Origin of the sequence: Vibrio sp. HA2012 (genome assembly GCF_002812955.1) — a bacterium.
Taxonomy (GTDB): Bacteria; Pseudomonadota; Gammaproteobacteria; order Enterobacterales; family Vibrionaceae; genus Vibrio.
The window spans coordinates 215,979-233,270 of record NZ_PFXK01000004.1 but is presented as its reverse complement, the minus strand read 5'-3'; the positions used below and the strand labels follow the sequence as shown (position 1 = coordinate 233,270).

Sequence of the window (17,292 nt, the reverse complement as noted above, 5' to 3'; positions counted from 1 at the left end):
CTATGGATCTACAGGAACTAAAAAGTGTTTATCACTCAGCCATAATACAGAAAGGCTCAGATCCCGAACGTGGTACTACATTTGAAAAATATTGGAATTGCTTTAACTCAGATTCACCGCCTCAAAACGCAACTCAACTAAAGCTCATCGCGGGCGGTGAATCAGCAAAAGCGCGGATTGCATTTGAAATAATATCAAATGCCTTGAAACCCAAAGCGGTAGCTAGAACAAAAGCTGGCTGGTATGTGGAAATGGAACAGTCGCTGTTTCACACTTTTCAGAAAAAACTAGATTCACTCTGGGATACATTTGATCGCGAAGTACAAGAACTAGCAAAAAGCCGATCACAAATAGCTGAAGGGAAAGCAAATCAACTACAGCATGAGTTAAGTGAAATCGACGCTGCTGTGGATGAATTGGAAAAAGAACTGTTATCTCAGCGCCAGAAAAATAAAGAGTTACAAGATCAAATTCAATCGTTTTCAAAACTGGAACATAAACTAGAACAACTCAACATTCGCCTCGAAGAAAAGCAACAGCAGATCGACGAAAAAAATAAGCAGATTGAAGAAGTCCACCAGCTTAAACAGGATCTAGCTCTCTGCAAAGCGGAGCTTAATTCAGTTCGCCAAGAACTTGCTTCTAATGGTACAGCTCTTGAAAGAGTACGCTCGTCATATGAAGAGCAGTTGACAAGAAATGGCAGACTAGAAGGTGAATTAAACGCATTAAAAGCCCCTTCTGATAGCGTTTATGGGGACGAGCAATTTTACGGGCAAGAGGATGATATCGATGATCCTTTTTAATCTAAAAATCATGCGCTATCGCGCATGCTCGTCCGTGAATTCTGACTTGTATCCAGTTTGTAGACAAGCGATAAGAACATGTTTCGCGAATGTGGAACGTGTTAGTAACCAGCTGCGCTTCCATCACACTTTTGCTGCGCAAAAGATGAGACGGAAGCTGCTGGCCAGAGGGTTAGCCTCTGGACTCCAAAACATCATTTACCTAGGAGGTAAATGATGAGAGCAATTCATATTTTTCATCGTCGAGTTAATTATACATCTGTTTCAGCAGATCGCATGAAATGTGAAAAATCACTAAGGCATTCGCTACGGCTAATCACTGAAAGTTCATCGGATTCAACAAAAAAGTTTGAGTGGAATAAAAAATTATCTCACAACAATATAATCTGGTACGAAGGCGGTATTTCACCGCTCGACAACTACACTACGCAAGAGAGATGGGAAGTTCTTTACGATATCGCTCCTGAACCCGAAATTAGAGATAAAACAAAGCTGCTCAACCAACAACGACAGTATCGCTTAAAAATTAAAAAGGCGATTTGCAGTGAAGAAAAAGCTGGCCACACTGAAGCTGTCAAATTATTAAAAAAAGTTATCGATACAAAGAGATTTGTTGGTTCTGAAGTACTAGATGAACTGAAACGCGCACCATTAAACAGACCTCAACAACGACTAAACATGGTTTATAAGTATCTTAATGCACATAACCGACTGATTTACCGAGTACCTTCTAATAATAATGTTTATGTCCAGGAAGGTATTTTCAAAATTCCACATCAGTGGCAAGTAACCTCTACGGTCATCGATCTAAGAATTTACATTGAGTTCACACATCAGTTTTTGACGGAACATTTTCCCGAATTTGAAGTAAAAGCGATTTTTGGCCACGACGATGAAAGACTTGAAGAACAGCAAACAGGGTTACATACACATTATTTTATCTCGGGACGAAAAAATCTTACGAACGAATACACTCTGCACAAAAAACAAATCGAGGTAGTCAATAAGTATTTATCAGATAACGGACGAACAGAAGAGCAATTACCAGTGGATGGTAAGATGACTCATCAACAGAGCCGTTTGTTTGGACGATATTTTCAAGAAATGTTTTTAGATTACACTAACAAACAGCTACTGAATCAACATGGGTTAATGGCAGAGTTCACGGATGAAACAGAGAGAAAATCATATCAATACAGAAAAATGAATGAGCAAGCAAAGCTGCCAAAAGGCGATAGAGAATTCAACTTTTATAACATGCAAATTGAAGCACTTAATCATAAGGTTGCAGAATTACAAACTGATGAATCACGCATTTTGGAACGAAGAGATGTTTTGATTCCGCTCTTGCAGCAGGCTGAATCAGATTTGAAAAGTGCAGATAGTGTCTTAAAAGATCAAAACGGCGAACTACAAAAATTGGTACGAAAACAGTCTGAACTAAAAGATGACATTGAAGCACTTGGGTATCGTTACATTTCAATGGAACATTCAATGGAGACGAAGATATCTGAATTGGCTAAGGTTGAAGAAGAACTTGCACAGGCTGAAAGCAACTTGGCAGAAGTAAATATGCAGACTTTAACACTGATGGAAAAAGTTATTGAAAATGCATTTATCGTCATTTTGGCTAAAGCTAAGAACAATCGGTCAGTTGCTGTTAAATTTCTGGAAAAGTTAGCTGAGTCGGTCAAGTTCCCTATTCCGTCGGCTCTTCGTTCCGTCATAGACAGAACTACGTTACTGGCGAATGATGATGATTTCATAGATGAACTAATTGGATCGACAAATGAGAAAAATGAACCAACAATGCCGAAGGACTAGATAACCCTCTCGGCATGCAGGATAAAGCAGGTAACACATATATGGACAGAAGCTCGTTAGAGTAAACCAACTAGAACCCGTGATTCGGATAACTTTTCGTATCCTAAAACGGCAACGACCACCGTTGTCGGCGGTGGTCGATTTGAGCGGAACTGGGAGTTATTGCTCATGCTATTTCAGCGAACAGTCATGAGCTAGATTTAGGCTAGTGGGATTTTCTGCCAGTCATTTTCCAGATCATAGCATACTGTTCGTGCCCAGTATGCTCACATGTAGTTTTTCCTATATCTGTAAAACCATGACGAATATAAAACTGATGAGTTTTTTCATTTTCCGCATAGACGGTTAATGTAAGCATGTTGTATCGTTGCTTTAAGTACTCTAGCAGTTTTGTTCCGACACCTTGAGATTGAGATGCAGGATCAACAAAAATTGCAGGCATATCTCCTTCGTAATAAGAGATAAAACCAAGAATACAGTTATCTTTCTCGTAAACCCATGACGTACAATTAGGTAGATATAAGTCACGCATATTTTGTTTTTGGGATGACCAAAACTCTTCAGGAATGAAGTCGTGGGCTTTAATTGATGCTGAATACCAGATTGATACTGCGGTATCTAGGTCTTCTGCGCAAAGTGGTCGAATCATAATAACCTCGATAATTCAAAACTACTGGCAGACTGTATTGATTTCCAAGTGCTCACACGCCTGCCAAAAAATGACATTAGTGAAAGCACCTATCGCTCAAGGTTACTTGGCTTTTCCTTGGACTCTCAAGTTATGGATGGTATACCAATAATGGTTGTAAAACAAACTAGGAAGTAACACTGCTAAAATAGATTTTGAATAGCTATTCACACTACCGACTTTGCTCTAAAGAACGCTTTTCGCCCAGTTTTGGGAGCTTTCAAGCGCCGCACTTTAGCTGCCAACTATGAGAAAAATACTGCGATTTCAGTGGCGTGAACTGCCACTGAGTAATTACGTTAACGCAGAAAGGGGCAATTTCGTGATAGTTATCTTACTAAATTAGTAATACTTAAATTACTTTATGTATTGAAAAATCGCTTAATTCACTGTCTAGTTTCGATTCTTCAGCTCACTATTTAACGTATCTATATCTGAGACATTTTCTGATAGTGTTCAGGATAACCCGTGATTTCGAATAGTAACCTTAAACCTTCTCTAAACGCCCCATAATCAAACTCTTTGAAATCAATAATATTCTGACCAAGTGAGTGTGATTCTCGGTTTATATATCGAATGAAAGCCTGATACTTCACATCTTGAAGCTCTTGTTTTTGCATTACGTTACTCAAGTCTGATTTCTGCACAAAGTTGAAGAAGTATTCAACTACGTTCCTCATACAGTTTGCAATCAAAGCCGCAGGTTGATCCTTGTCATTAATAACAGACCAGTATGATTGATAGTCATTCTGTACTTCTTCATACTTCATCGTTTCAATAGTTGTACCTTTCGTATTTTTAGATAGCCGATACAGAGATTGGTTTTCTTTTCTGCGTTTGTGATTTGAATCAACAAGCTCATAAAAGAAGTAAAGGCTGTGCGTGAGGACAAAAACTTGCTCCACCCCATCACCATTGAAGAAATCGTTCTTTATTAGCTGCCCGATATTGTAAACAAAGATATGAGACAAGCTTGAAACTGGGTCGTCGATTACCGCAATTTTTTTAACGTGCGCCTCATCAGCCGTTTGTTTACCTTTAAACAATTCTCGGAAGTACAAAAAGCTAATTATCATCTTTTCACCCTCCGATAACGACAAGAAGATCGGTCCCTCTGTTCCAGTTCTTACAAGTCGATATAGGGCTTTTTCGTGCTTCTCAATATGAAAATCAGTAATCCCAATATCAACAAGGCCTTTATTGATATTTTTAATCGAATCGTCAATGTTAACTGTTTGTTTTTGTTGCTCGGTTCGTTCAGCTTCGAGTTGAACTATCTCAGTATCGACATTTTCCTTATCTGCTTTCAACTTGATTGTTTTGTCATTACTGTCTTTTTTGCTTGATTCATACCCTTTGATGGTCTGATCGTATTCCCAACGAACGATTTTCCAAAACTCGTCTTTAATACGTTTCAATTCTTGCGTTGAATTAGCAATTTTTTGGTTGTTAATGCCAATGCTGGCATTAACAGCATCTACATGTTTATTAAAAGAGGCAACTTGCTCACTAAGTTCTTCCAACTCAACTTTCAGGCTTGGCGTTTGCTCTTTTTGCTGAACTTTGAGTAAATTGGATTTTAATGTTCCAGCAATTGACGTATAAGACTCTGTCATTTCTGCAAGGAACTCGATAGAAAAAGGCGATGTCTTGTAGGTTTCTAAATCAGTAAGAGAATCAACTATCTTTTGGTATTTGGTAAGTATTTTGCCTATATTCTGCTTACTTTCTTCATACGTCTCATCAAAGTAGTCTTTGATCTGTGTGATTAACTCAGGCGTAATCGTCTTAGACTGGCAGAACGGACAAGTTTCATCTTCAATATCATCAAGGTACTGCAAACCATCACTAACCCAATCAGAGTTTTTCAACTGATTAATCAGTTTTGCGATTGGGCTATCTTCATTACCAATCACTATTTCTTTAAGTAGTTCTAATTCCTCTGGCAAAAGCTCTGACAATGAAATCTTAGGTAAGACGGTGTAAGTAGTGGCTTTATCACCATCAATTGCAGCAACTTCCTCTTTAAGCTGTTCAATCGTTTTAATTGGTTTAACGGCTGGCAAAGGGACAGAGACAAGATGATCGAACAGAACGGTTTTGTTCCCCATTAACCGTTCAAGGCAAAATTTCAGAACGCGATCACCACCAGAGTAGTTCGTCTTTATTTCCCAGGCCTTTTTTTCTGCCGTATCTTTCGCTTTCTTCAAAGCACCAATTTGTTTGTCAATGTCAGCTTGGTAGCCCTTGCTTTTTTCACTCAGTTGATCGATATCTTTCCCAAGCTGCTCTACCTTTTCCTTAGCTTCTTTGTTCTCTTTGGATAAGCTAAAAATACCATTAATAGAATCTTTGGAATAAAAGTTATCTCGAATAAACTTCTGATTATAAACAAGAACCTTACATCCATCGTTTGTGTGAGAACAGCCTTTGTATTTAGGGTCATCGGGCGCATAAAAGTAGTTTGAGAATGTACTTTTTCCAGTACCATTTAAGCCATAAATGATGTTTACTTTTTTATCTGTGTTGAGAGTTGTTGTGTTTCGATAACTTGCTACATCACCAAGGTTTATTTGTGTAATCATATTCTGCCTATACCAACTGGAGATTGAACTTATTAGTTATGCTGATTTGAAACAGCCATTGAAGTGCCACCAATATCATATCCACTTTTAGAATGAGAAAAAGTATGACAAATCACGGCTCGGCAATAAGGTGAGCTAATTAGGTGTAGCTAGCAGAGAACTCCCTTCAGCACGAATCTGGACAATTTTGTTTTAGCGCAAGACCTAGTAACGCCTGCAATAAGGTGTGCCCCAATGAACTAACAAAGCACACTGAACTCCGTGCCAAAACCGCCAAATGTAACGCATCACCTTGATTGCTTTGTTATAAATCAGTCACTCGATGCTTCAGATTTAGAATACCCAAACTTGCTTGATATAGGAGGCATATCAAATAGTGAAACTGATAAGGCCTCATCTTCAATTACATGAAGATGACTCAAATAATAGCTAGATTTAGGAAACAATCTCCAGTTCACAACTTCCTCAGCAATAACCTGATTCTGGCCATCGGCAGTAAATATTTTCAGATCGTCACCAACTTCCATTACTGTTCCAAATGGTGAAGATTGTGCTTTGAAGTATTTAAGAGTCGACAATTCAGATTTTGTTTCAACTAATTCATATTCTGTTGGGCTTTCAGTGTTATTCCAGTAAAGTTTCAAGTCTTCAGTAACACTAAACAACCCTTTGCCTGAAAACCAAGATGAAACAATATTTTCACCATTAATTTCTTTACGCTCTTTAATTTCAGGTCGAGTATTTTTTAGAACTTTCACCAGTTCCCAGTATTCTTTATCCGTACCGTCAAAATCTACCTTTTTGGGAATAGGACGATAAGAAGCAATGAATTGCCCGTCAACGGTATTAGCTACTAAGTTAGTACTATGCCAATGACAGTCTGAGCACGGAACATCGATTAGCTGGCTTACATGCTCTCTACGTGCATACTTTTGTTCTGGTGTAACAGACAATAAACCAGATTTACCCGCAGCTATTGCTAAACGATGATAGGAACTTGTTGCTAACTTAAATGACACCTCATCATAAATTCTTGTAGGACGAGTGAATTTAGATACTTTACCGTCACCCCAATCAAAATCGAATGCATCTACACCACACTCGGAAGCAACATAAAAGCGATTTTTGTAAATATTAATATCAGATGGCCAAACACCCAAATTCTTTGAGCAAAGTTCAAATTCCTCGAGCGATTTTTCTGAGACAGAATATGTTCCACTTAACTCGTCTGATATAGAAGCAGATCCTCTTGAGTAGTTTTGTAGTTGAACCTTCTGGAAAAGACCTAAACCTTCCAAACTACGTTCAAAAACGTTATCCCAAGAGTATGCCTTAAGATTTAAGTCAGAATTAACAAGAAACAGGACACCAGAATATATAAAGGAGTCGATGTAATCCCCTTCGATCTCAATCTTAACTTTGCTAGTCATTAGAATTGTCCCTGTGCCATTTTATTGCCAATACGCTTACGTATAATTTTTCTATCTACCCAATCATTGATAGCAGATGTTGGTGGACGGTCTAGCTGTCTCTTCGTTGATACTGGAAAACCATGCCATTCACCTTGGTTACCCCAAAATTTTGCAACAAACAATTCGCCGACTGCATCTACACCTATTACATCGAAATCGTCATCAATTGACCATAAACAATCTTTAGGACAAATCCACTCATTTGTTTTTGCTTTTTCAAACAAATCCGTTTCTTCTGCTTCAGTTACTCTCCATTGACTCTTTTGAGAAATCGGTAAAGCCCCTCTGTGCTGTGGATTTACCTTATATCTTATAAAATTCAATTAAGCCTCCGTAGATGAAGAGATTTATAACAGTCTTTTTTCAACGGACAATGTCCACATTTGGCAGAGATAAAATATGGACATGATGGCAGTAATTGCCTGATTAATTGCCCAAAATTTAAGATAATGAATACAAATGTGGAACATGTCGTCCTAATAAGATTCATCATGACACTTGAAGGAAAATAGTCAACCAAACTCATAAAATACGTGTACTGAAGAAGGGGGAATTCCACGAATTTGGGCATGATCGAAAAATGAAATGAGGTATTTTCGTGTTTCATACCCGTCAGCACGTCTATGGACAAAACCTTCTTAGATCAACCTACAGCGCTAGAGTAATTTTGATTAGAAAAAGTATATAGACTCCCAATAATATATTAGGTATATTTCAGTCTGGGATATTAATCCTAGAATCCAAATGGCCTAAGATAAAACGGTGTTCTTCAAATTCTGGTTCAGATTTTTCTGGCCACACAAACCCCATAACTAAATACATTTGAAATTTGTTCTTTAGTTGATATTTAGGTATATGAGTAAGAATATTAACTAAATCATTATACGTTAACCATTCTGATTTATCAGGTATGCAGCAATATCGTCTATCATAACCAATAAACTCTTTTCTAACATTACAATATCCAGTCAATATATATTCATCCCTCGAGTTAACTTTCTTGATAAAATCAATATCTTCCACAAAATTATCAATGGATATTTTAACATAAGCATTTCTTTTACTATCAGGTACGAAGTGCAGTAGGCTAAGTAATTGTTGAATTGATGGGTATTTTAACTGTGGGTCATCGACCATATTAATTAATGATGCATGGAAGCTACCTAAGTTAGACACATCCGTATGCTCAACTTCCCATAAAACAGAAGGCCATGATACCAGTTTACTAGCATCTATTCGCTCACTATGGTCAAGGATATAATACAGACAAGAGCCTTTAGGTGCTTTCTTGGCAAGTTCCAAAACCGACGCATTTGAAAAACAGCCATAGTCTGACCAACGTTCCAAATATTCTTCAAACGATACTAAACTATAACCATAGTCAACATTACCACCGCCTCCCATACATAACATGGGTTTAACTTGGCCAGATTGTGAAAGTAATTCGACACAAAATGGTCTATCTGAGTGCCCTTCTTTACACAACACTTCTAGATAAGCAATAAGTTGTTCCCAGTTTCTGGCTGGATTGATAAACTTTGTAAACGCTATTTCTTCAGTAGTTAATTCAGAAAATTCAAACTCGTTTAGATCTCGAAAATCAGCGGGGAGAGATACCGTCATATCGAATTTTGTGTCAAAGCAAAAGTCCCCAATTAATGAATTGGAAACCCAAGGAAGTTGGCGTTCATTACTTTCAGCATAGACCTTCTCACGGACGAACTTAAAAACGTTATCTAAATGGAGGTTTGTTTTTCGGATTGCTTCGAGTAAGTGGCTTGTATATAAACCATTTCGCCCACCTATACTAGAATCGGATGCTGTTTTTCCAGGTGATGTTGCATAGGCAATAAACGTTCCCTTACTAGCCGATATTTCAGCCAACCCTGAGCTTGTGATACTACGATTTGCTTCAAAAGGGTTATTTCGACAAGCATCAAGAATAATGATATTGGTATTTTTTTTATTAGTACTAATTCGTTCAATAAGCTCGTCTAAGGGATAAGCACGCCAGCGAATTTGAGTTTCGTCATAAAAATCTTGACCAACTGGTATTAGGTAGTTCCGCCCATCAACTTGAACACCATGTCCAGCAAAATAGAATAAAGTGATATATTCGCCATTTTTAACTGAGTTACAAAAGGTAGAAATCTCTCGATCAATATTCTCTATATCTAAATCATGTTTAACAGTAACATCAAATTCCTTCTCTGAAAGTAAGCTAGCTATATCATTTGCATCGTTTATTGGAGTCAACAAAGGTTTATCTAAATAATTTTCGTTGCCAATAACAAGTGCTTTTCTTAACATTTCTACTCCAATACTTCTCACAGATCGCTTAGACGTTTGCTAACTGTCCTGACTTAGTCGATGAAGCAGGAAGTCCGCGATAACACCAACCATTTGAATGATATTTTCACCTTCAGTATCACTTAACTTGGTCACTGAAATACGACCATGTCCCGTACCTTCCTTGTTACGTACCCTGTTTATAGCTAATGCCATATTGAACATAGCTTTTTCATACTCAGCTACAGGATTATCTGCAACTGGAGTAGCATTACTCTCTGGGATTGCCATTTGAAGCGCGGAATATGCCTGCCCCATTAGCGTCGGGAAGTTAGCATTGTTAGGATGTGCACCATACTTACAATGGATTACGTGTTTAGCTGTAGCTTCTAGTAACTCTTTTCCTGTACCAGCAAGCAATGCAGGATCTCCGACACCTTTTTTAGCTCTTTGGGCATAAGCTAACAGTGCGTCTGTCAGTTGCTTACCAGATAAATTGTCCAGCACTTTTGCTCGAATACTACCATCAAAAGAAAGCTCAAACCCTTCTACATCAAAAGCACTTATAGCGTTTTCAATACTATCTAACCCCACGAAGTTGGCTGACTGCTGCCTAAAGCCACCGACAGCTCGAACATGGGACAAAACTAGTAAAATAAGTTCACTTCCTTGATGTGGAGAGTTTTCTAAAGCCCAATACAAAGTTTCTTTTAAGCGTTTCGCCTTACCAACACTTTGCCCATTTTCTTTAGGATCCACATTCTTTAAACCCGATTTATTGATCATAAATGACAAATCAGAATGGCTCGGTTCACGCTTACAGTCAGACTGTGCATCGTCAATTAGCTTTGCAACGGCAACGATACAGCTATCAGTTATTGGTAGACTCATCTTTCAACACTCTAAAGTTCAACTCTTTTTAACTATAAAATGGGCTTAAAACTCTACTTTTCAAGGCACAAGAGCAAAGTGTAAGCGCTAAACCACATAAAAACTACTCACTCAAATACAACTCAGCCATACCATCTAAGCGGCTTTTCACTTCCTGCCAGTTAGGCATAACGCTGGTGAGCAAGCGCCAGAACTTATCGCTGTGGTTATACTCAGAGATATGGCAAAGTTCGTGCAGGATCACATCGTCGATACACTCTTTACTTTAAGAACACCATGGTCAGAATAACGTCTTTGTAGATGGATGGATCGACCGTACCACGGAAGGTATCGCAGGCGTTTCACACGGCTTTGTTGATTTCACTTTGGTTAATAGGGGTATGTGGCATAGATCCTAGCTCTTATTTGCTAATTTTATTGGGTTAGTTGCGATAGCTTAAGCGGCAGCCATCGGCAGTACTGAATATTTCAATTCTCTAATACAGTCGTTGAATGATGCAAATAAATTTTGGCCAAATCAGTTGATTGAGAGACAAAACAAATCTTTACTCTTTGGGTGGTCACATTTTGCAGTATTAAAAACAATTTTAATGGCCATTAAAATAGGAAGAATGGCTTAAAAAAGCCATTCCTTTGTCCTCACACTACTTGGGACGATATGAAACACCGATCTTATTTGATAAATGTTGTGCAAATCCTTTGCGATTCGAAGAACCACCAGAATTCACAACGTACATCCCATCATCACTTAAACTCAAACAACTACAGTCAGACCAATGCGTAGCCACGCGAGAGTAATCAAGCTTTCCAAGCTTCTTAGCCGCTTGATATATATGGTTGGTTCGTTCAGCAGGAGCAAGGCTTTCATATGTTACCCAAAGATTATTAAATACTATCCCTAGACCCTGAATGAGTGTAGTAACCAACTGAAATCCTGTACGGTCTTGAGAATAAGAATCACCTTGCTCATCAATCCAAGTTTCAAAAAACAATATTAAATCATGTTTTATTGGGTTGAGATTTTTACCTGAAAGAATAGCTCCGTCTGCCATTTCCCGAACACCACGCACTTTGCCTTGCATACGTTCTCCACCCAACGCACCAAGGATAAAACGAGTAACTGTATTTAAAGTGATAATAAACTCACTTTTTTGGGTCACCTTATTATCATCGAAGCTCATGCCGCCATGAGACTTCACAATTGGAAGTGCGCCAATCTCACGGGCAAACATCACCACATCATCTGTTCTGGCCAATTTCATGAGTTTATTGGTACTCATAGGTGTAGCTTGACCATTTACATCAGCGAAAATTTGAGCAAAATCATCTTCAGATAAAGCTCTATCTTCCCTAAAGATAAACAAAACCTGAACGCTCAACTCTTGCAATAAACTGGACAATTCAATTCTACGTTTTAACCTGGCATCAGATTCTTTCACTTTTTTGATCAGTGACTGATCATACCCGCCCAACACCATTCCGAGTGTTGAAAGCCTGTTTAAACCATCAACTATGAAATTTTTATCTGGCTGAATCACCAATACATCATTAAGCCTGGGATCTTCACTAAGCTCAATTTCAACTTCTGACATACATCCGATAAGAACTGGAGGAATAAGGCCACTGATATCAGTAGAAGCCGTCAAATGTCGGTAGCAATAATCTTCAAAGCTGTGCCTTCGGCTAGGGCTAGCAACTCTCTGAATCTCTTTATATATGCTTTTTAAATATGCTGGTAATAGATCAAATGAACATGCTCGTAAAAGATCGGACACCGTCATTACTGTCGACATCGTATACACACCGTTGAATGCACAATGAGTTACACAACCAAACACTTGCTTTGTCGTTGCACCTGATCGTTGCTTTTCATTAAGAAATTTACCCATCAAATATACCTACTTAGTTAGTTACTTTGGGTTAATCATTGATCGGGGCGACGCCCCGATCAAGCTTTTTTTCCATTTTTTCTTTATCATTTCCAAAAAACAATGTGAAAAATAAAAATATAAATAAATGAAAAACATAAACGAACTGATACGAAGTGGGATTCAGAGTAACAACGTGCTTGGTGGTTTATCGTTACTCCAAAGCTATATAAGTGTTGAGGAGCTACTAACCACTCTTCCCCAAGAGCACCTCTTGCTAGATCGATTTGCGGCAAATTACGAACGCTCTGTAAACAAAGAGAGACTTAGTAAAATTGAGAACTATTTCCTAAAAAGTGTTTTAGAAAATACCCCATTCGATAGCCCTAAAATTACCGTATTTGTTTTTGGAAATACTCGTGACGAAGTAGCACATAACAAACTGACAACTCTACATTATGATCAAAATACATCAGCGATTATTGAAGGTTTTTTACCAATAAGTGCTCTTTGCAACCTTTTAGATCAAGTTGACCCATTCACAGGAAAGAAAGCTCACAAAAGTAGACTTTCCGATCTCCAAAAACAAAAACTAGCAGAGATTGACGTTCGACTTAGTATTTACTACGGACATGATAGGCATATTAATGAAAAGGTAATGTCAAAATTATTTTTTGATATTAACTCTATAGATACCAATGTGTACTCACCATACATCGCAACGCACAATCAAGAATCACCACTTAGCCTTAGTGCAGAAAAACTAGCCCTAGCCCTTAAACTCGATACTATCGGTGGAGTTTCTGAACTCAATAAACTCACCAAGTCAGATAGTTTTGTTACCACAAAAAGTACGTTAATACATATTTTACTTGCTAGTTTAGGAGGCAAAGGAGCTAGAGTTGAAAAACAATTGCCTACTCATTTACCAAATAAAACTCTTATTTCAGCTCAAATGGTAGATGAGGCTTTAGAAACAGTAATTCCCCTCATGCGAGGCTGGCTCTCATGCTTAGAAAATAAATTTAAACAAGATACCAGTGGGTTTCATCGCTCTATGCAAATCTGGCAAGCATTGGGAGTTGTTGCATATTACTTAATAAATAATGCTAACCTCACCACCGAGTCTGAACTATTTTCCGCAGGTAAAACTTTAGGAGAACTCGACTACAGTAAAACGGCTTCCCATTGGAAAAACTGTAAAGCATTCAAAAAGGACGCGAGTAATAAGTTCTGGATAAATGCAACTGGCGGAGGCCGAACTCTAAGAGATCAAGTAGCTGAGTATTTTATTTCCGTTTTGGTGAGTTAGTCGTAGCTAAACTAGATTTTTGAAATCACGAAGTAACGAAATCTGGCTGGTTGTTATGAATCAATACCCACAAACCAGAATGTATCTGCTACAGTAAGAACAAGCTGAGTAAAGAATCAAAATACGACCTTTAGATTATTTTGCTATATATATAAAGCATTAAAATAACCAATAGATATACCTGGGCGCGGGTTCAGTTCCTTTTGAAGTAGGATTTTAATGTAACATTCAATGTAACACCAAATTCGAGCTTTCATTTTAACTTATTGAATTTCATTGGAATGAGACATTAATTCAACTCCCCCCAGCCCACCAATTCAACATCTAAAGACGTCCAAGGACGTCTTTTTTTGTGCCCATCACAACGAAATATCAACAAGTTAGCTTCTATTAGTGTCCAGTAACATATTTGACTTTTGGAACCAATGTAGGAACCTTTGTTTTGTGTTCCTAAAACCTGGTTCCTAACTATGCCTAGACAAGCCAACTCTTCTCACACGAAAACCCTCAAGAATAGTTCCGCACATTGCGGGGCTATTCTTCGTTAACAATGCGTCTAAACGAACAGATATAAGAAGTCTAAAAAAATCGTTCTGTGATAACAGTCGTTCAGTTCGATTTAAGCATGCCTCTGCTACGAAGTACTGGATGACAAAAAACTAAAAAATACTTCACGATATCACCCATGAAATACAAATGAGCGCATAGAAACAGCACCAAGATCTATCCCCTCAACGGTAGTAATAAGTTCATCTCTGCCATCAGACGCTCCAGCAATGGTTAATGCCGGGACATAGTGCTCAAATGTCGGGTTGGCCATTGTCATCAGATTTCCCATTGAGCGGATATCAGTCAGGGCAGTAAAATTGCGTTCATTGAGTGTCCTGGCAAAAAAATCATCAAACTCAATAGCCCAGCTGTGTGGCTCACCATTAAACCGCAGAGCATGGAGATTGTGAACCACATTGCCAGACCCAAGTATAAGCACACCCCGGTCTCTCAGCTCTGCCAGAGCCTTGCCTATCTCAAAGTGCCAGCCCATATCTCTGGTAATATCTACCGATAACTGAAAGACAGGCACATCCGCGTCTGGATACATTGCTTTTAATATAGCCCAGGCACCATGGTCTAAACCCCAACTATCATCTTTTTGCACCCGAAAATCAGAAAGTAACGTCGCAACTTCGCCTGCCAACTTCGGATGTCCCTTTGCGGGATATTGCTCCGTGTAGAGTTCATCCGGGAAACCATAAAAATCATAGATCGTTCTGGGCACCAAAGAGGTATCAACCAATGTGGTTCCTCTGGTCATCCAGTGTGCTGAAATCACCACAATAGCCTGCGGACGCGGCAGAGATCGTCCAAGCTCATGCCAGCTGCGTTTATATGAGGAATCCTCGATAATATTCATTGGTGAACCATGACCCAGAAATACCACCGGCATTCTGGGTGAAGCTTTAAGGCGGTTCTTTAGCTGTTGCAGTACAGTTTTAACATTCATCTTCTTTCTCCGGTTATTCAGTTGCCTGTTCTCAGGCCATCCGCTTGATATGAAAAAGTATGACGTATAAGTTTTTCAACACAATGGAGATGATGTAGAATAACAATCCTCAAAATGTTCTAAATAACAGAAGAACACGATGGATATAATCGATGGGTTAAAAGCTTTTGTTGCCACAGCGCAAACAGGTTCTTTTACTGAAGCCGCTGAACGTCTTGGTATCTCAAATCGTTTAACGTCAAAATACGTTGCTCAGTTGGAAAAACGTATCGGGACAAGGTTATTACAAAGAACCACCCGTAAGGTCGGCTTAACGCCAACAGGACAAGAGCTGCTCTCTCGTGCATCAACACTTCTGGACGAATTCGATGATATGCTGGATACCGTGTCTGAGGAATCAAAAGGATTAACGGGCTTACTTCGCATCTCTGCGCCCGTCACCTTTGGTGAGATCTATATTACCCGCTTACTCAATCGTTTCTCTGAACTCCATCCAGGGCTATCAATCGATCTACGTCTTACGGATTCTTATGTTGACCTCGCTACCGATGGATTCGACCTGGCATTTCGAATTGGGCTTCCGGATATTGCTACTCTAAAAGCCCGTAAGCTCGGAGAAATTACAAGTTTTCTGGTCGCGTCTCCCGATTATTTGGTTGCCAAAGGCACACCAGCAACACCGGAAGAACTTAGCAATCATATCTGCATTGTCGATACCAACCGCAGAGATTACGGGAAGTGGATCTTTTTCAATGAACAGAACCAGTTGTCATTTACACCCTCTCGTAACTTTATGGTAAACAGCGGAAAAATTGCCCGGGACTGGGCTATAGACGGACGAGGAATAGCACTGTGTCCAGATTTTGTTTTACAGGAAGATATCAACGAGGGACGACTAATTCAATTACTCACTAATTATAACACGCCAACACATCCCGTCAGTGCAGTATATCTGAGTGGTCATGTAATGCCACGCAAGGTTCGGACTCTGATTGACTTTGCTGTGGAATATTTCAAATGATGTACTACACAGAAGTAACCTGGCTAATATATACCGCCTCCAAGAGGCTTATCTTACTTCTGTTCTCGTAACCTTAAAGAGGTCTATTCTATCTAAGCTATCGTAATATTATCCCTGAGGTTGGCAGTGATGGCTAATTGTCCATCAACGGTAATAACAATGGCTTCCATACCATCAAGACTATTGACCGTTTGCAAAATACGTTTGGGATCTAACCCAAATAGTTTAGTGGTGTAGATATCACAATCCAATGATTTATCAGCAATAATAGTCAGTGAGGCCACATTGTTATCGACCGGATAGCCAGTGTGACTATCGAAAATATGGTGATACTTATTTCCGTTGAACTCAAAAGTCCGTTCATAGATACCAGAGGTTACTACTGACTGATTTCTTATCTTTACCTTGGCAACACAGTGGCCTCTTGGCAGGAAAGGATTCTGTATACCAACCTCCCAGTCCAGGTTTTGTTTAGGTGATTCTCCATAAACAAGCAAGTTGCCGCCGATATCAATCATGGCAGAAACAGGCTGTTTTTGCTTGAAGAAGTCCATGATCTTATCGCTGAAATACCCCTTAGCAATGGCACCCAGATCGATCTCAAGCCCCTCTTGGGAAAAAAATACCGATCGCCGATCATCATCCAGGACAATATTGGCAGGATCTAAGCTATCCAAAACCTGTCGGATCTCTTCTTGGCTAGGAACCCTTGCTTCTTTAAAACCGATACGCCAAAGCTTAATCAAAGGACCAATGGCAATGTTTAGAAAACTATGGGGTTCAAGACTATGCTCTATCCCTATTTTGATTAATTCATACAAATCACGGTCGACCGCTACAGGGCAACTCGCTGCCGTTGTTTTCAAAGCAGACAATGGTGACTGTTCACTGTTAGCACTAAAGACTTGCTCATAATGCCTCAACATTGTACAGGCCTCTGTAAGCCACCTCTCAGCCTGATCCCCTTTAAAATAAAGGCGAATCTTGGTTCCCATCAGATCTATTACCTTATTACCACCGGTCATGGATTTTCCT

At 39.1% G+C, this 17,292-nt stretch carries 13 protein-coding genes and 2 pseudogenes; 4 read left to right on the top strand and 11 right to left on the bottom strand.

The window, feature by feature from the left end; all coding sequences use genetic code 11:
• Positions 1-2 precede the first annotated feature (2 nt).
• Both CSW98_RS09670 and CSW98_RS09660 read left to right on the top strand, forming a co-directional pair.
• A complete protein-coding gene (locus CSW98_RS09670; RefSeq protein ID WP_100800279.1) occupies positions 3-806 on the top strand; it encodes a hypothetical protein in 804 nt (267 codons plus the stop codon).
• Between the two features lie 213 nt (positions 807-1,019).
• Positions 1,020-2,630: a hypothetical protein gene (locus CSW98_RS09660; RefSeq protein WP_157810380.1), complete on the top strand. Its 1,611-nt coding sequence runs from the start codon at positions 1,020-1,022 to the stop codon at positions 2,628-2,630.
• Positions 2,631-2,835: 205 nt separating this feature from the next.
• On the opposite strand, the gene CSW98_RS09655 is transcribed toward CSW98_RS09660, so the two are convergent.
• From CSW98_RS09655 to CSW98_RS09610, 9 genes and pseudogenes are all read right to left on the bottom strand, one after another.
• A complete protein-coding gene (locus tag CSW98_RS09655; protein ID WP_100800276.1) occupies positions 2,836-3,279 on the bottom strand; it encodes an N-acetyltransferase in 444 nt (147 codons plus the stop codon).
• A 467-nt stretch (positions 3,280-3,746) separates the two neighbouring features.
• Positions 3,747-5,903: an AAA family ATPase gene (locus tag CSW98_RS09650; protein ID WP_100800275.1), complete on the bottom strand. Its 2,157-nt coding sequence runs from the start codon at positions 5,901-5,903 to the stop codon at positions 3,747-3,749.
• A 311-nt stretch (positions 5,904-6,214) separates the two neighbouring features.
• Entirely contained in the window at positions 6,215-7,333 is a 1,119-nt protein-coding gene (locus CSW98_RS09640; RefSeq protein ID WP_100800274.1) for a hypothetical protein, read from the bottom strand.
• Positions 7,333-7,698, bottom strand: a complete 366-nt coding sequence (locus CSW98_RS09635) for a hypothetical protein (protein WP_100800273.1) — start codon at positions 7,696-7,698, stop codon at positions 7,333-7,335. Before CSW98_RS09635 ends, CSW98_RS09640 begins: the two co-directional genes overlap by 1 nt.
• A gap of 391 nt (positions 7,699-8,089) precedes the next feature.
• Positions 8,090-9,685: a caspase family protein gene (locus CSW98_RS09630; RefSeq protein WP_100800272.1), complete on the bottom strand. Its 1,596-nt coding sequence runs from the start codon at positions 9,683-9,685 to the stop codon at positions 8,090-8,092.
• A gap of 39 nt (positions 9,686-9,724) precedes the next feature.
• Positions 9,725-10,555 (bottom strand): abortive infection family protein, encoded by an 831-nt coding sequence (locus CSW98_RS09625; RefSeq protein ID WP_100800271.1) that lies wholly within the window; start codon positions 10,553-10,555, stop codon positions 9,725-9,727.
• Positions 10,556-10,658: 103 nt separating this feature from the next.
• Positions 10,659-10,817 (bottom strand): annotated as a pseudogene (locus tag CSW98_RS09620) (YgjP-like metallopeptidase domain-containing protein); the annotation flags it as partial.
• Between the two features lies 1 nt (position 10,818).
• Positions 10,819-10,944, bottom strand: a pseudogene (locus tag CSW98_RS17740) (type I restriction-modification system subunit M N-terminal domain-containing protein); the annotation flags it as partial.
• 255 nt (positions 10,945-11,199) lie between these two features.
• Positions 11,200-12,444, bottom strand: coding sequence for a ParB N-terminal domain-containing protein (locus tag CSW98_RS09610; RefSeq protein WP_100800269.1), 1,245 nt, complete (start codon positions 12,442-12,444; stop codon positions 11,200-11,202).
• Between the two features lie 175 nt (positions 12,445-12,619).
• On the opposite strand from CSW98_RS09610, the gene CSW98_RS09605 reads away from it, so the two are divergent.
• On the top strand, positions 12,620-13,735 hold the full coding sequence (locus CSW98_RS09605) for a ParB N-terminal domain-containing protein (protein WP_232733505.1): 1,116 nt from the start codon (positions 12,620-12,622) through the stop codon (positions 13,733-13,735).
• 679 nt (positions 13,736-14,414) lie between these two features.
• Here the strand turns inward: CSW98_RS09605 and ygiD are convergent.
• Complete coding sequence (ygiD, locus tag CSW98_RS09600) at positions 14,415-15,236, bottom strand: 4,5-DOPA-extradiol-dioxygenase (protein WP_100800267.1); 822 nt, start codon at positions 15,234-15,236, stop codon at positions 14,415-14,417.
• Positions 15,237-15,375: 139 nt separating this feature from the next.
• Between ygiD and CSW98_RS09595 the strand changes: the two genes are divergently transcribed.
• Entirely contained in the window at positions 15,376-16,257 is an 882-nt protein-coding gene (locus tag CSW98_RS09595; RefSeq protein WP_100800266.1) for a LysR family transcriptional regulator, read from the top strand.
• Between the two features lie 92 nt (positions 16,258-16,349).
• On the opposite strand, the gene CSW98_RS09590 is transcribed toward CSW98_RS09595, so the two are convergent.
• Positions 16,350-17,282, bottom strand: a complete 933-nt coding sequence (locus tag CSW98_RS09590) for an FAD:protein FMN transferase (protein WP_100800265.1) — start codon at positions 17,280-17,282, stop codon at positions 16,350-16,352.
• Positions 17,283-17,292 lie beyond the last annotated feature (10 nt).

Bases quoted from the DNA above. Each gene is read 5' to 3' on its own strand.
- ygiD (WP_100800267.1), bottom strand. From the start codon at position 15,236: ATGAATGTTAAAACTGTACTGCAACAGCTAAAGAACCGCCTTAAAGCT.
- CSW98_RS09640 (WP_100800274.1), bottom strand. From the start codon at position 7,333: ATGACTAGCAAAGTTAAGATTGAGATCGAAGGGGATTACATCGACTCC.
- CSW98_RS09625 (WP_100800271.1), bottom strand. From the start codon at position 10,555: ATGAGTCTACCAATAACTGATAGCTGTATCGTTGCCGTTGCAAAGCTA.
- CSW98_RS09670 (WP_100800279.1), top strand. From the start codon at position 3: ATGGATCTACAGGAACTAAAAAGTGTTTATCACTCAGCCATAATACAG.
- CSW98_RS09655 (WP_100800276.1), bottom strand. From the start codon at position 3,279: ATGATTCGACCACTTTGCGCAGAAGACCTAGATACCGCAGTATCAATC.
- CSW98_RS09610 (WP_100800269.1), bottom strand. From the start codon at position 12,444: ATGGGTAAATTTCTTAATGAAAAGCAACGATCAGGTGCAACGACAAAG.
- CSW98_RS09630 (WP_100800272.1), bottom strand. From the start codon at position 9,685: ATGTTAAGAAAAGCACTTGTTATTGGCAACGAAAATTATTTAGATAAA.
- CSW98_RS09595 (WP_100800266.1), top strand. From the start codon at position 15,376: ATGGATATAATCGATGGGTTAAAAGCTTTTGTTGCCACAGCGCAAACA.
- CSW98_RS09650 (WP_100800275.1), bottom strand. From the start codon at position 5,903: ATGATTACACAAATAAACCTTGGTGATGTAGCAAGTTATCGAAACACA.
- CSW98_RS09590 (WP_100800265.1), bottom strand. From the start codon at position 17,282: ATGACCGGTGGTAATAAGGTAATAGATCTGATGGGAACCAAGATTCGC.
- CSW98_RS09660 (WP_157810380.1), top strand. From the start codon at position 1,020: ATGATGAGAGCAATTCATATTTTTCATCGTCGAGTTAATTATACATCT.